Annotated in this window: 14 protein-coding genes; 13 read left to right on the forward strand and 1 reads right to left on the reverse strand. The window is 47.4% G+C overall.

Features of this window, described 5'->3' with window-relative positions; all coding sequences use genetic code 11:
- Positions 1-467: 467 nt before the first annotated feature.
- A complete protein-coding gene (locus ACFQ1X_RS10140; RefSeq protein WP_144841211.1) occupies positions 468-2066 on the forward strand; it encodes a CTP synthase in 1599 nt (532 codons plus the stop codon).
- Positions 2067-2113: 47 nt separating this feature from the next.
- On the opposite strand, the gene ACFQ1X_RS10145 is transcribed toward ACFQ1X_RS10140, so the two are convergent.
- A complete protein-coding gene (locus ACFQ1X_RS10145) occupies positions 2114-2605 on the reverse strand; it encodes a DUF2529 family protein (RefSeq protein ID WP_144841210.1) in 492 nt (163 codons plus the stop codon).
- Between the two features lie 64 nt (positions 2606-2669).
- On the opposite strand from ACFQ1X_RS10145, the gene ACFQ1X_RS10150 reads away from it, so the two are divergent.
- From ACFQ1X_RS10150 to ACFQ1X_RS10205, 12 genes are all read left to right on the forward strand, one after another.
- The gene (locus tag ACFQ1X_RS10150; RefSeq protein WP_379082511.1) at positions 2670-3032 is read left to right on the forward strand and encodes a response regulator; all 363 of its coding nucleotides are present in this window, start codon (positions 2670-2672) and stop codon (positions 3030-3032) included.
- 86 nt (positions 3033-3118) lie between these two features.
- Positions 3119-3976, forward strand: a complete 858-nt coding sequence (locus ACFQ1X_RS10155) for a class II fructose-bisphosphate aldolase (protein WP_379082412.1) — start codon at positions 3119-3121, stop codon at positions 3974-3976.
- 212 nt (positions 3977-4188) lie between these two features.
- On the forward strand, positions 4189-4839 hold the full coding sequence (gene fsa / locus ACFQ1X_RS10160; RefSeq protein ID WP_144841207.1) for a fructose-6-phosphate aldolase: 651 nt from the start codon (positions 4189-4191) through the stop codon (positions 4837-4839).
- Positions 4840-4970: 131 nt separating this feature from the next.
- Positions 4971-6269 (forward strand): UDP-N-acetylglucosamine 1-carboxyvinyltransferase, encoded by a 1299-nt coding sequence (locus ACFQ1X_RS10165; protein ID WP_144841206.1) that lies wholly within the window; start codon positions 4971-4973, stop codon positions 6267-6269.
- A 79-nt stretch (positions 6270-6348) separates the two neighbouring features.
- Entirely contained in the window at positions 6349-7314 is a 966-nt protein-coding gene (gene glpX, locus ACFQ1X_RS10170; protein ID WP_144841205.1) for a class II fructose-bisphosphatase, read from the forward strand.
- Positions 7315-7805: 491 nt separating this feature from the next.
- Positions 7806-9089, forward strand: coding sequence for a transcription termination factor Rho (gene rho, locus ACFQ1X_RS10175; RefSeq protein ID WP_144841204.1), 1284 nt, complete (start codon positions 7806-7808; stop codon positions 9087-9089).
- A 149-nt stretch (positions 9090-9238) separates the two neighbouring features.
- Positions 9239-9463, forward strand: coding sequence for a 50S ribosomal protein L31 (gene rpmE / locus ACFQ1X_RS10180; protein ID WP_144841203.1), 225 nt, complete (start codon positions 9239-9241; stop codon positions 9461-9463).
- Between the two features lie 273 nt (positions 9464-9736).
- Positions 9737-10330, forward strand: a complete 594-nt coding sequence (locus ACFQ1X_RS10185) for a thymidine kinase (protein ID WP_144841202.1) — start codon at positions 9737-9739, stop codon at positions 10328-10330.
- A 413-nt stretch (positions 10331-10743) separates the two neighbouring features.
- Positions 10744-11817: a peptide chain release factor 1 gene (gene prfA / locus ACFQ1X_RS10190; protein ID WP_144841201.1), complete on the forward strand. Its 1074-nt coding sequence runs from the start codon at positions 10744-10746 to the stop codon at positions 11815-11817.
- Entirely contained in the window at positions 11810-12667 is an 858-nt protein-coding gene (gene prmC / locus ACFQ1X_RS10195) for a peptide chain release factor N(5)-glutamine methyltransferase (RefSeq protein ID WP_144841200.1), read from the forward strand. Before prfA ends, prmC begins: the two co-directional genes overlap by 8 nt.
- Before the next feature lie 88 nt (positions 12668-12755).
- Positions 12756-13748: an L-threonylcarbamoyladenylate synthase gene (locus tag ACFQ1X_RS10200; RefSeq protein ID WP_144841199.1), complete on the forward strand. Its 993-nt coding sequence runs from the start codon at positions 12756-12758 to the stop codon at positions 13746-13748.
- A gap of 25 nt (positions 13749-13773) precedes the next feature.
- A complete protein-coding gene (locus ACFQ1X_RS10205) occupies positions 13774-14211 on the forward strand; it encodes a low molecular weight protein arginine phosphatase (protein ID WP_144841198.1) in 438 nt (145 codons plus the stop codon).
- Positions 14212-14524: the final 313 nt, after the last annotated feature.

Raw genomic sequence — 14524 nt, forward strand, 5'->3', positions numbered from 1 at the left:
TTTTATTGGGCTCCTTAAAACAGGAGAAATGATTCGTACAGTTAATGCGCTCCCTCTGCACGCAGCAGGAGGGGCGCTTTTTATTTTTTCCCAGGCTATAAAAATTGAACTAATATTTCATAGCAACCGATATTCCGCAAAACAGCTTCGAAGACATTAGCCGACGCTTGCGGGGCTAAGTCTTTGCGACGAAGCAGCGCAGCGATGCAGGAGCACGGTTTTCAACGACGAGTGGATCTTGCACTTCGTCGGCATCCGCCTGCTCCCCTGGGCGTCTTCGCTGTTTTGCTCCATATCTCTAGAGATTTCTCTAGCGCCGGCGCTCTCCAGGACTGAGCGGAGCAATAAGACGAGTGGTCTTCTCGGCTTATTGCGGGAGCTTTGTCCAAAGCGCCGAAGCGGTTTATAAATGCTAGCTCAATTAGTTGGATTCAAAATTCGCTTCAAAAATCGAGGAGGAAACAGGCATGACAAAGTATATATTCGTTACCGGCGGGGTAGTATCATCGCTCGGAAAAGGCATCGTAGCCGCATCACTTGGGCGTTTATTGAAAAACAGAGGGTTGAACGTCACAATCCAGAAATTCGATCCATACATCAATATTGACCCGGGCACGATGAGCCCTTATCAGCACGGGGAAGTTTACGTTACGGATGACGGCGCGGAAACGGATCTGGATCTTGGTCACTACGAACGTTTCATCGACATCAACCTGAACAAATACTCGAACGTGACTACGGGGAAAGTCTATTCGACAGTTATCCAAAAAGAGCGACGCGGCGATTATCTTGGCGGAACGGTTCAAGTCATTCCGCATATCACCAATGAAATCAAAGACCGCCTGCTGCGTGCAGCGAAAACGGCAAAAGCGGATGTGGTCATCACGGAAATCGGAGGAACGGTCGGCGATATCGAATCCCTGCCATTCCTGGAAGCGATCCGTCAAATGAAATCGGACCTTGGCCGCGACGAAGTCATGTACGTTCATTGTACACTGATTCCTTACCTCGGTGCCGCAAAGGAAATGAAGACAAAACCGACGCAGCATAGTGTCAAAGAATTGCGCAGCCTGGGTATCCAGCCGAACCTGATTGTCGTGCGTACGGAACATCCGGTGCCGCAGGACATGAAAGATAAGATTGCTCTTTTCTGCGATATCAAAGCGGAAGAAGTCATTGAATCCCGCGACGTCGATGTAATCTATGAAATACCCCTTCGTTTGAAGGAGCAGCATATGGACCAGATCGTGCTGGACCATTTCGGCATCGAAGCGCCGGAAGCGGACATGACCGAATGGACAGGGCTTGTGGAAAAAGTGAAATCCCTTAAGAAAACGGTGCGTATCGGACTCGTCGGTAAGTATGTCGAGCTGCAGGATGCCTATATTTCTGTTGTGGAATCATTGAAACATGCCGGTTTCGCTTTCGATTCGGAAATCGAGGTCGATTGGATTAATGCCGAACACATCAATGCCGATAATGTTGAAGAGAAACTGAAGGATTGTGACGGTATCCTTGTTCCTGGTGGATTCGGGGACCGCGGTGTGGAAGGCAAAATTGTCGCAACGAAATATGCGCGCGAAAACAAAGTGCCTTTCTTCGGGATTTGCCTTGGCATGCAGCTGGCGTCTGTTGAATTCGCCCGCAGCCTGATGGGAATGGATGATGCCCATTCATCAGAACTGAATCCGAAAACCTCTTATCCGGTCATCGACTTACTGCCGGAGCAAAAAGACATCGAAGACCTCGGCGGCACATTGCGTCTCGGGCTTTATCCTGCGAAATTGCAGGAAGGATCGAAAGCGCATGAAGCATACGGCGAATCGTTAGTGTATGAACGCCATCGCCACCGTTACGAGTTCAATAACGAATACCGTGAACAATTCGAAGCGGCCGGCTTCCTGTTTTCGGGAACCAGCCCGGATGGCCGTCTTGTCGAAATCATCGAACTTGCAGACCACCCTTGGTTCGTGGCTTGCCAATTCCACCCGGAATTCATTTCACGCCCGAACCGCCCGCAGCCGCTGTTCCGTGAATTCGTAAGAGCATCTATAGACAATCAATAAAACAAAAACCTTTCCGGGCAGCATCTGCCGGAAAGGTTTTTTTGTTACTAGGCATCTTCATCGATCATTTCATCAATCATCAACTTAATATTATGGTAGACATAAAGAGCCGCCATTGCGTGCGGTATGAAAGAATGGCCGCCGTTTTCAGTGCTCAAGTTGCCTTTATCGATGCCGAGTGACATGAATACCTCCGGCAGATCGCTTTCTTTTTGTTCAGCAGTGAGCATCGCGAACGGGATGGCAGCGTCGGATAATCTGCCTGCAAGTTCATCCCCTTCATCTTTCTTTGCTAAAATGAATACGCGATCTGCACTTGTAAGCACACTTTCGGGTTTCCATTCGCGAGCGGATGGCAGCGGTTCGGCACCATTAAGAGCGGCTGCAGTCACAGCTTTCATTTCACCGAAGACGGCAAGAAAAATTGTACCTTCACTGATTGCAGCTTGGGCAAGGAGACGCGCAATGTCTTCAATCTTATTTTCCTGCATTGCGATTTGCTCAAAAACATCGGATAATTGTGTGGACAGTATTTTCAAATCTCTCACCTCAAAGGAAGTATAGCAGAAGCTGAGGGAGAGCGATGCAGGATAGGGAGGTATCATCATGAAAACGATTTTGATAGTGGACGACCAGCCGGGAATCCGGATGTTGCTCGAGGAAGTATTTTCCAAGGAAGGGTACCGGACGCTGACGGCTGCCAATGGCCGGGATGCATTGACTGTTTTTGAAGCGGAACGGCCGGAAATGGTCCTGCTGGACATGAAAATTCCAGGGATGGACGGCATCGAAATATTGAAACGGCTGAAGCAGGAATGTGAAGGGGTCCAAGTAGTCATGATGACCGCCTATGGTGAACTCAACTTGATCGAAGAAGCCAAAAATTGGGGAGCCGTTCGTCATTTCACCAAACCGTTCGATGTTTTTGAATTGCGTGAGACTGTAAAGAATTTGTTAGAGGACTGAAACACTAGGATGTGGCGGTCAGGCACAGTTTTTGTTATGATAGGGAAGGTATTTGCTTTATTTAGTCACTGAGGAGGAAGTTTGTCATGGCATTGGTTTCAATGAAAGAAATGATGATAAAAGGTAAAGAAGAAGGATATGCAATCGGCCAGTTCAATTTGAACAACCTGGAGTTTACACAGGCGATCCTGCAGGCCGCACAAGAAGAGAATTCTCCAGTAATTTGTGGAGTTTCCGAAGGTGCAGCTCGTTACATGGGCGGATTTACGACTGTAGTAAATATGGTAAAAGGCTTAATGCATGATTATAAAATTACAGTGCCCGTGGCAATCCATTTGGATCATGGTTCAAGCTTCGAAAAGTGCAAAGAAGCGATTGATGCTGGATTCACTTCAGTAATGATCGATGCATCACACCATCCATTTGAAGAAAATATTGAAATTACGAAACAAGTTGTGGAATATGCACATAAAAATAATGTTTCTGTGGAAGCCGAACTCGGTACTGTCGGCGGACAGGAAGACGATATCATCGCTGAAGGCGTTATTTATGCCGACCCGCAGGAATGCAAACAATTGGTCGAAGCGACAGGGATTGATTGCCTGGCTCCGGCACTTGGCTCGGTTCATGGTCCTTATAAAGGCGAACCGAATCTTGGGTTCAATGAAATGGAAGAAATTTCGCAGCTTTGCGACGTGCCGCTTGTCCTTCACGGCGGTACAGGGATTCCGATCAAAGATATTCAGCGTTCGCTGGGACTTGGAACAGCGAAGATCAATGTTAATACGGAAAGCCAAATCGCTTCTGCACAAGCAGTCCGCGATGTATTGGACAACGACAAAGTTGTCTACGACCCGCGTAAATATATGGGCCCTGCACGCGAAGCGATCAAAAACACAGTAATGGGTAAAATGCGCGAATTCGGAAGTTCCGGCAAAGCGTGATAAAGAGAAACTTCATTCAGTGGGGATTTTTTCATCCCCACTGATTGTTAGTTGATCCAATCGGGTTTTTACGGTCAGTAAGATTCCCGCTTGCAGAAGCGGGAATCTTACTGACCGTTAATACGGGATAACGAAGAATGAAAATAGATGGAAGAGAGAAGAAGCGTAAAAAACGCCTTCTCTTTTTTCCGTACTACAGGAGGAAATTATTAATGAAATTTTTTATTGATACAGCAAACTTCGACGAAATTAAAGAAGCACATTCATGGGGCATCCTTTCAGGTGTCACAACAAATCCATCGTTGGTGGCAAAAGAGAAAAATGTTTCTTTCCATGACCGCCTGAAAGAAATCGCAGCTTTGGTCGACGGTTCAATCAGCGGTGAAGTCATCGCGTTGGATGCAGAAAACATGATCAAAGAAGGCCGTGAACTGGCTGAATTGGCACCGAACATCACAGTGAAGTTGCCGATGACTCCAGACGGTTTGAAAGCTTGTGCAGTTCTTGCAGGAGAAGGCAAAAAAGTTAACGTTACGTTGATCTTCAGCGCAAACCAGGCACTTCTTGCAGCACGTGCCGGAGCAGCATACGTATCACCATTCCTTGGCCGCCTGGATGATATCGGCCATAACGGCATGGATCTTATCGCAACGATTGCAGAAATTTTCGCAATCCATGACATCGATTCTGAAATTATCGCCGCATCGATCCGCCACCCGCAACACGTGACGGAAGCAGCATTGAACGGCGCACACATCGGCACAATGCCGATTAAAGTTATGGAGCAAATGTTTAAGCACCCGCTGACGGACAAGGGAATTGAAGCGTTTTTGGCTGACTGGGAAAAACGGACAGAAAAATAAAATTAATTGGGAAAACCGAGTCCGGAATGTAATTAAGGCAAACTGGGCCAATCGGACTTCTTCGGCAACAGGGAAAGATCGGCAAGCAGCCGTTTCCTCCCGCCGAACAAGTAGGATAAAGGAGAATTATGATGGACGTTTATAAAATTACAGGTGGCAATCGCCTGTCTGGGACGATAAAAGTCAATGGAGCAAAAAATAGCGCGGTGGCATTGATTCCCGCATCGATTTTGGCGAATTCACCTGTTCAGATTGAAGGTTTGCCTGGCATTTCTGATGTATGGACTTTAAAGAACATTCTTGAGGAAATCGGCGGCGAAGTGAGCTTTGAAGATGGTACGATGACTATCGATCCGACAAAAATGATCGATATGCCGCTGCCGAACGGCAATGTGAAAAAGCTTCGAGCTTCCTACTATATGATGGGAGCAATGCTTGGCCGCTTCAAACACGCAGCGATCGGCTTGCCTGGCGGCTGTTTCCTTGGGCCTCGCCCAATCGACCAGCATATCAAAGGCTTCGAAGCATTGGGTGCAAAAGTTACAAATGAGCATGGTGCCATTTACCTTCGTGCGGATGAACTGCGCGGGGCGAAAATCTACCTCGACGTCGTATCGGTGGGCGCCACGATCAATATCATGCTGGCGGCTGTCTTGGCAAAAGGCCAGACAACGATCGAAAACGCGGCAAAAGAGCCGGAAATTATCGATGTCGCGACCTTATTGACCAATATGGGTGCAAAAATCAAAGGTGCCGGAACGAACATCATCCGCATCGACGGTGTGGAAGAATTGCACGGCACCAACCACACAATTATTCCTGACCGCATTGAAGCAGGGACATTCATGATCCTTGCTGCTGCAGCGGGAGACGGCATTACGATTGATAATGTCATCCCTTTCCATATGGAAGCCCTGACTGCGAAATTGCGTGAAATGGGTGTTGATGTACAGGAAGGCGAAGAATCGATCTATATTCCGAAACCGGAAAAACTGCAGGCGATCGATGTGAAAACTTTGGTGTACCCTGGATTTGCCACTGATCTTCAGCAACCATTCTCCGTTTTGATGACTCAGGCAGAAGGCTCATCCATGATAACGGATACGATTTATTCGGCACGATTCAAGCATGTCGATGAATTGCGCCGGATGAACGCGAGCGGCCGTGTTGAAGGAAGAGCGGCAATTATTACCGGTCCGACTCCGTTGACTTCCGCGACAGTGGTTGCTTCGGATCTTCGTGCAGGAGCGGCATTGGTAATTGCCGGTCTTCTGGCTGAAGGAGAAACCGAAATCCGTGAAATTTATCATATTGAACGGGGATATTCGGAGATCATTGATAAATTGCGCGGTTTGGGTGCTGATATCCGGAGAGAGACGATCGATCCGGTGGCAAGTTCGATGTCAGACCTCAATACTGACGCCAATTAACCCGTTTTTGCCTTAACAATATATGCTATAATAATAGGGACATATGTTTATATAAAGCTGAACGGGAGGCACGTATATTATGGAACGTAGTTTATCGATGGAATTAGTGCGTGTTACTGAAGCGGCAGCAATCGCTTCCGCAAAATGGATGGGTCGCGGCCTGAAGATTGAAGCGGACGATGCGGCAACGTCAGCCATGAGAACAGTGTTCGACACGATCCCGATGAAAGGTGTCGTCGTCATCGGCGAAGGGGAAATGGACGAAGCTCCGATGCTTTATATCGGCGAAGAGCTTGGTACTGGAAATGGACCTGAAGTGGATGTAGCGGTAGACCCTCTTGAAGGCACGAATATTGTGGCTGCCGGGGGCTGGAATGCACTGGCAGTTTTGGCTATTGCTGACCGTGGCAATTTGCTGAATGCACCCGACATGTATATGGATAAAATTGCAGTCGGTCCTGAGTCGGTAGGAAAAATCGACATCAATGCACCTGTTATTGATAATCTGCGTGCTGTGGCAAAAGCCAAGAACAAGGATATCGAGGATGTGGTGGCTACAGTGTTATTCCGTGATCGTCACGCAGATATCATCCAGCAGATTCGTGACGCCGGCGCGCGCATCAAACTCATCAATGATGGGGATGTAGCGGGAGCCATCAATACGGCGTTTGATGAAACTGGCGTGGACATTCTTTTCGGTTCAGGTGGAGCACCCGAAGGAGTCATTGCGGCTGTAGGTTTAAAATGCCTTGGCGGTGAGCTCCAAGGAAAGCTTATGCCACAAAATGAAGAAGAAAAGCAGCGCTGCATCGATATGGGCATAGATGTCGATAAAGTACTGATGATGGACGACCTCGTTAAAGGCGATGATGCAATTTTTGCAGCGACAGGTGTCACTGATGGCGAATTGTTGCGCGGTGTTCAGCTGAAAGGCGGCTTTGCGGAAAGTCATACACTTGTAATGCGTGCTAAATCAGGCACTGTCCGCTTTATAGAAGGGCGCCATAGCCTGAAGAAGAAACCGAACCTCGTTATGAACGATTAACAACGATCTTCAAACTGAGTCCGGCAAAGTAGCCGGACTCCTTCTTTACAATCTTCCGAATCTCTATCTATATAAGTTGATTTAAAGGATTAGCATTTCTATATCGCTTCGGCGCTTTGGACAAGGCAAAGATTATGCTCCTGCGCCCTGCTCGTCGCAAAGGAGGTGCCATCTACGTATGGCACACCTTGGCTCCCGCAATAAGCCGAGAAGAACACTCGTCTTATTGCTCCGTCGGCATTCGCCTGCTCCTGAGCCGCGCCGGCGCTGGAAGAATTGCTTAGATATGGAGCAAAACAGCTGCGACTCCTGCGGACAAGCGAGACTACCGAGACCCCGCAGGAAGCAGAGCGACCGAGGAGGCTTGGGAGCGAGCCCGCGGAAAGCGCTGCTGTTTTGCGGAATATCGGATCCTATAAATTATTATTTCAACTTATCTAAACCCCGAATTTCATTTCCAAAAAATATAAATAAGAGTGGTGTGCTGATACATGTCAACGATTACAATTTCCGCTTTAGAGAATATGACTTTGAAAGACCTTTATGATTTAGCAAAAGAATACAAACTGATCAATTACAGCAAACTGACTAAAAAAGAATTGATTTTCGCGATTCTAAAAACACGTGCCGAACAGGAAGGTTTCTTCTTTATGGAAGGTGTTCTTGAAATCATCCAGTCGGAAGGCTTCGGTTTCCTGCGTCCGATCAACTATTCTCCGAGCTCACAGGATATTTATATTTCCGCTTCCCAAATCCGCCGTTTCGATCTTCGGAATGGGGATAAAGTATCCGGTAAAGTCCGACCGCCAAAAGAGAACGAACGTTATTTTGGATTGCTCCAAGTAGAAGCGGTGAATGGGGAGGATCCGGAAGTTGCCAAAGAACGCGTGCATTTTCCGGGCCTTACACCTTTGTATCCGGACCGCCATATCCGTCTTGAAACTTCCCATCACCATTTATCCACACGCATCATGGATTTGGTGTCGCCGGTCGGATTCGGCCAGCGCGGTTTGATTGTGGCTCCGCCAAAAGCAGGGAAAACAATGCTGCTGAAAGAAATTGCCAATTCAATAACAACCAATCATCCTGAAACGGAATTGATTGTTCTTCTGATTGACGAGCGTCCGGAAGAAGTGACAGACATTGAACGTTCAGTGGATGCTGATGTGGTTTCATCAACATTTGATGAAATTCCTGAAAATCACGTAAAAGTTGCAGAACTGGTGCTGGAACGCGCAATGCGTCTGGTAGAACACAAACGCGATGTCGTGATCCTGATGGATTCGATTACACGTTTGGCACGGGCATACAACCTTGTGATTCCTCCAAGCGGCCGTACACTTTCCGGAGGGATCGACCCTGCAGCCTTCCACCGCCCGAAACGATTCTTCGGCGCGGCACGCAATATTGAAGAAGGCGGCAGCCTGACAATCCTGGCAACGGCACTCGTAGAAACCGGGTCCCGCATGGACGAAGTGATTTACGAAGAGTTTAAAGGTACAGGAAATATGGAGCTTCATCTTGACAGAAGCCTGGCTGAACGCCGTATATTCCCGGCGATGGACATTCGCCGTTCGGGTACGCGGAAAGAGGAGTTGCTGATCGGCAAACAGGAGCTTGATAAGCTATGGACGATTCGCAAAACCTTCTCGGATACGCATGACTTTGCGGAACGTTTCCTGAAAAAATTAAATCAGACAGAGACGAACGAAGAATTTTTCGAACAGCTGACAACAGAAATGAAAGTCCATCGCTCTTCGAAAAAGATGATTTAATTTCTTGCAAAAAGAGTTCAATCTTGTTATTATAGTAGCAGTGAGTCAAACCAAAGCTCTTGCATATACGGTCTAAAGAGCCGTGTAAGGCATTAGTAAAATAGATTAAACTCTGTTCCGGATGGTTCAGGGCGAGAGGAGAAAAAACCATGAAAACAGGAATTCACCCAGAATACAAACAAGCAACAGTAACTTGCTCTTGCGGAAACTCTTTCACTACAGGATCTGTAAAAGAAGATATCCACGTTGAGCTTTGCTCGGAATGCCACCCGTTCTACACTGGCCGCCAGAAATTCGCAGCTGCTGATGGACGCGTTGACCGTTTCAACAAAAAATACGGTCTTAAAGAAGAAATCAACAACGAAGAAGAGTAAAGAAGAAAAGCGACAGCGAGAGATAGCCCGAACTTGTTCGGGGCTGTCTCTTGCGACGAAGCAGCGCAGCGATGCAGGAGCAGTATTAGTCCCGAAGAGCTGGCTCGCTGGAATCTCTACTCAAAAAATACCTGCCTTGCGCGAAATCGCCGGGCAGGATTTTTTTTTGCCAATTTCCCGTCAACTCTCGTACATATATGAAATAAATGCGGTATTTACTGATGAAATTAGGTATTATTAATAGTAACCAAGTGTTTGAAAGGGGTCCCTAAAATGTATGTAATGAAACAGACAGGTTGGGTGGAATTGATTTGCGGCAGCATGTTTTCCGGCAAGTCGGAAGAACTGATTCGACGTGTCCGCCGATCACAATTCGCAAAACAGAAAATCGCAGTATTCAAGCCGAAAATCGATGATCGCTACAGTGAAGAAGCGGTTGTCTCACATAATGGAACAACAGTTATCGCACTGCCGATTTCCCATTCAGAAGAAATGTGGACTTATATCACAGATGAATTTGACGTGATTGCAATCGATGAAGCACAATTTTTCGATGATGGCCTTATCGACAATGTTCAAAAACTTGCCAATCATGGATTCCATGTAATTGTAGCCGGTTTGGACCAGGACTTCAGAGGACTGCCTTTCGGACCGATGCCTTCGTTGCTCGCGATTGCTGAACAAGTGACCAAATTGCAGGCTGTCTGCACCGTTTGTGGATCACCCGCGAGCCGTACGCAAAGACTGATCGACGGCAAACCTGCCGGGTCGGACGATCCGACAATCCTGGTAGGCGCATCGGAAGCATACGAGCCAAGGTGCCGCCACCACCACGAAGTCCCAACAGGCGTTACCGTTTCCGAATAAAATCGGAATCGTATATAATGAATATAAGTTGAATTTTAGAATTTTCATATGGCACACCTTTGGTTCCAAAATAAGCCGAAAAGAGCACTCGTCTTATTGCTCCGCTCAGTCCATAGGCGCACCGGCGCTAGTGTAATCTTTAGAGATATGGAGCAAAACAGCGAAGACGCCCAGGGGGCCAAGCGAAGTGCTGAGATCCACTTGGGCGAAGTGAAACGAGACCGAGTTAGCTCAGCGCGAGCCAAGAGTTGGCCGAAGGTAGTTCGGCCGACGCTTTGCGACGAAGCTAGCGCAGCGATGCAGGAGCACGGGTTTTGGCAAGCGAAGCTGTTTTGCGGAATATCGGTTATTAAATCTGCTTATTATAATATAGAAGAAACCCAAAATAGTAAAAGGAAATTGAGGTGACGGCGATGTTTGATCGCTTGCAAGCTGTTGAAGATCGATACGACCGTTTAAATGAATTATTAAGTGACCCAGAGATTGTCAGTGACACCAATAAACTGCGCGAATACTCAAAAGAGCAATCCGACCTTCAGGAAACGGTTGAAGCATATCGCGAATACAAAGATCTGTCAGCCCAATTGGCTGAAGTAAAAGCAATGTTTGATGACAAAATGGATGCGGACACACGTGAAATGGTCAAAGAAGAAGTCGGTGAACTCGAAGAAAAAGTGGAAGCCGTTGAAGAGCGTCTCCATGTTTTATTGATACCGAAAGATCCGAACGACGACAAAAACGTAATCATGGAAGTCCGCGGGGCAGCGGGAGGAGACGAGGCAGCTTTGTTTGCCGGAGATCTTTACCGCATGTACACCCGTTACGCAGAATCGCAAGGCTGGAAAGTGACCGTTATGGATTCTTCACCAACAGGACTTGGCGGCTTTAAGGAGATTGTTTTCATGATTTCAGGAAAAGGCGCTTATTCGAAGATGAAATTTGAAAACGGCGCACACCGGGTTCAGCGTGTTCCGGAAACGGAATCAGGCGGACGCATCCATACGTCAACCGCAACAGTGGCTTGTTTGCCGGAAGTCGAAGAAGTGGAAGTTGAAATCCATGACAACGATATTCGTGTGGATACGTACGCTTCATCAGGCGCCGGCGGGCAATCGGTCAACACGACGATGTCAGCTGTACGTTTGACGCATCTTCCGACGAATACGGTTGTAACCTGCCAGGACGAAAAATCACAGATCAAGAACAAAGCGAGTGCCATGAAAGTTCTTCGTGCACGCGTCTACGATAAATTCCAACAGGAAGCACAAGCGGAATACGACGCTGTCCGCAAATCTGCTGTTGGAACAGGTGACCGCTCGGAACGGATCCGGACTTACAATTATCCGCAGAACCGGGTAACTGATCACCGCATCGGTTTGACGATCCAGAAACTGGACCAGATTCTGCAAGGGAAAATGGATGAAGTAATCGATGCGTTGACAATCGAAGAACAATCTGCACGAATGGAAAGCCTGAACAATGCCTGAAACCGATAAAATTTTTGAGGCCCTTAACCGGGCTTCTTCTTATTTACTGGACAATGGCCGTGAGGAAGCAGCTGCCAGAATTTTGTTGCAGCACGTTCTGGGGGTTACACATGCCGGCCTATTGGCGTCTCTCCGTGACGAACTGGATGACAACCATAAAGAAAAGTTTTGGAAACTGATCGAACAGCACGCCAAAGGTATGCCTGTCCAGCACTTAACAGGCTGCGAAGAGTTTTACGGCAGAAAATTCATGGTGAATGCTGATGTATTGATTCCTCGGCCGGAAACAGAGGAATTGATCGAAGAAGCGCTGGACTTGGTTCGCCGGCACATTGCAAATTCATCTCCAGCAGTTGCCGACATCGGCACCGGGAGCGGCATCATTGCCATTACGATGAAAAGTGAAATTCCTGCAGCTGAAGTTACAGCAACCGACATTTCGCAAGCGGCATTGGCAACTGCTGCAAAGAATGCCGAGCTGTTGGATGCCGACATCGACTTCAAACTTGGCGATTTATTGGAACCGCTAAAGGGCCGGAAATGGGATGTCATCTTGTCCAATCCGCCATATATTGCCCATGCAGAAGCGGAATCCATGTCGGACAGTGTGAAGGACTTTGAACCCTATTTTGCTTTGTTCGCCGACCGGGAAGGGCTCGCGCTGTATGAACGTATGACGGACGATCTTCCGGATTTGCTCAATAAACCCGGCATTATCGGCTTTGAAATTGGGCATAGTCAGGGAGAAGCTGTGGAAAAGTTGCTGAAAAATGCTTTTCCGGATGCAAAAACGTATATTAAAAAAGATATCAACAAAAATGACCGAATGGTTTTCTGTATCATTACCTGACTTGTGCACAATTTGGGTATAATAAGCATAGAGTTATGCACAATTGTGGACAAAGAGTCAGAAACCCGAGGAAATGGGAGTTGCTAAAATGAATACCGAAGTAATTCTTGTGGACAAAAATGTGAATAAAGAAGAAACTTACACACATGCTGTGGATATCATTCGCAGAGGCGGGATTGTGGCGTTTCCTACCGAAACAGTTTACGGCTTGGGCGCGGATGCCACAAACGCTGAAGCGGTCAGCAAAATATTCGAAGCGAAAGGACGTCCTGCAGACAATCCGCTGATTGTTCATGTCGATTCGAAAAGAGCTGCTATTGATTGTGTGGAAAACGTTTCTGAAAAAGCCGAAAAATTGATGGACGCGTTCTGGCCAGGGGCACTGACCTTGATCATGAAATCGAAACCGCATTTATTTGCGCAGAATGTGACAGCAGATCTCGATACTGTCGGTATCCGTGTCCCGAACCATCCGGTGGCGCTCAATTTGTTGAAACGGCTCCAATTGCCGATTGCAGCGCCGAGCGCCAATACCAGTGGCAAGCCGAGCCCTACGCTGGCGGAACATGTCTATCACGATATGGAAGACAAAGTTCCGTTGATCCTTGATGGCGGGCAGACAAAAATCGGCATCGAATCCACTGTGCTCGACATGACAAGCGAACCACCGGTCATACTGCGGCCGGGAAATGTAACAAAAGAACAATTGGAAAACGTTATCGGCACCGTTAGGTTATCTGCGGAAGTTTACGGCAATGCGCCAAAATCTCCCGGTATGAAATATACACATTATGCACCGGAAGCACCGGTTTACCTTATAGAAGATGACGGCAAGCTGATCAAAAAAGCAATTGAGCATGTGCAGGGCAAGGGCAAAAAGATTGCCGTACTGAGCAGTACAGAATATCCGGAAGCGGATTACTATTTCCCGTTGAGTGCGGAAACTTTATATAACAGCCTGCGCAAATGCGATCAAACGGATGCTGACCTTATCTTGGCTGGTGTCTCTACCGAGCGGGACGATAATGACTTCATTATGAACAGACTGGAAAAAGCGGCGGACCATAAATGGTTCAGCTGATAAATTATACAAAGCAGGTGAGACGATGAGAGTTGTGTTTGTGTGTACAGGTAATACGTGCAGAAGCCCGATGGCTGAAGCGATATTAGCCTCGAAGAAGTTGCCGGGAATTGAAGTGCGCTCAGCTGGTGTATTTGCAGGCAGTTCCCCGATTTCCAAAAATGCTGGAGCGGTGCTTGAAAAGAATGGAATGGAAATTGATCATATCTCCAAGAAGCTGTTGCAGGAAGATCTTGAATGGGCAGATATCGTGCTGACAATGACCCTCTCTCACAAACAACTTCTTGTGCAGCAGCATCCGCAGTTGTCCGACCGCTTATTTACACTGAAGGAATATGTGTCAGGGCATGCAGCGGATGTCAGCGATCCTTACGGCGGTTCCTATTCGATCTATCAGCAAACTTTTGAAGAATTGCGTGAGCTGATTCAAATTCTTGAAGAAAAACTTATGCAGAATAAATAAAATGGGCTGTCCACCAATCAGGTGGGCGGCTATTTTTTATTCCCTTATATAAAAGTTGAACTCATAATTTTTAATAGGCGATATTCCGCAAAACAGCTTGCTAAGACTTTGACCGAAGCTCTTGCGAGGTCAAGTCTTTGCGACGAAGCAGCGAAGCGATGCAGGAGCATGCTTATTTAACCATATGCTCCTGGGCGTCTGCGCTGTTTTGCTCCATATCTAGCGTCATATCTCAGCGCCGGCGCGGCTCAGGAGCAGGCGAATGCCGACGGAGCAAAAGACGAGCGGTCTTCTCGGCTTATGGCGGGAGGCA

Source organism: Metaplanococcus flavidus (assembly GCF_042675885.1).
Classification (GTDB): Bacteria; Bacillota; Bacilli; order Bacillales_A; family Planococcaceae; genus Planococcus; species Planococcus flavidus.

What these genes read in the sequence shown, in the direction of transcription:
- ACFQ1X_RS10140 (WP_144841211.1), top strand. Translation starts at nt 468, where the DNA reads ATGACAAAGTATATATTCGTTACCGGCGGGGTAGTATCATCGCTCGGA.
- ACFQ1X_RS10155 (WP_379082412.1), top strand. Translation starts at nt 3,119, where the DNA reads ATGGCATTGGTTTCAATGAAAGAAATGATGATAAAAGGTAAAGAAGAA.
- fsa (WP_144841207.1), top strand. Translation starts at nt 4,189, where the DNA reads ATGAAATTTTTTATTGATACAGCAAACTTCGACGAAATTAAAGAAGCA.
- ACFQ1X_RS10165 (WP_144841206.1), top strand. Translation starts at nt 4,971, where the DNA reads ATGGACGTTTATAAAATTACAGGTGGCAATCGCCTGTCTGGGACGATA.
- glpX (WP_144841205.1), top strand. Translation starts at nt 6,349, where the DNA reads ATGGAACGTAGTTTATCGATGGAATTAGTGCGTGTTACTGAAGCGGCA.
- rho (WP_144841204.1), top strand. Translation starts at nt 7,806, where the DNA reads ATGTCAACGATTACAATTTCCGCTTTAGAGAATATGACTTTGAAAGAC.
- rpmE (WP_144841203.1), top strand. Translation starts at nt 9,239, where the DNA reads ATGAAAACAGGAATTCACCCAGAATACAAACAAGCAACAGTAACTTGC.
- ACFQ1X_RS10185 (WP_144841202.1), top strand. Translation starts at nt 9,737, where the DNA reads ATGTATGTAATGAAACAGACAGGTTGGGTGGAATTGATTTGCGGCAGC.
- prfA (WP_144841201.1), top strand. Translation starts at nt 10,744, where the DNA reads ATGTTTGATCGCTTGCAAGCTGTTGAAGATCGATACGACCGTTTAAAT.
- prmC (WP_144841200.1), top strand. Translation starts at nt 11,810, where the DNA reads ATGCCTGAAACCGATAAAATTTTTGAGGCCCTTAACCGGGCTTCTTCT.
- ACFQ1X_RS10200 (WP_144841199.1), top strand. Translation starts at nt 12,756, where the DNA reads ATGAATACCGAAGTAATTCTTGTGGACAAAAATGTGAATAAAGAAGAA.
- ACFQ1X_RS10205 (WP_144841198.1), top strand. Translation starts at nt 13,774, where the DNA reads ATGAGAGTTGTGTTTGTGTGTACAGGTAATACGTGCAGAAGCCCGATG.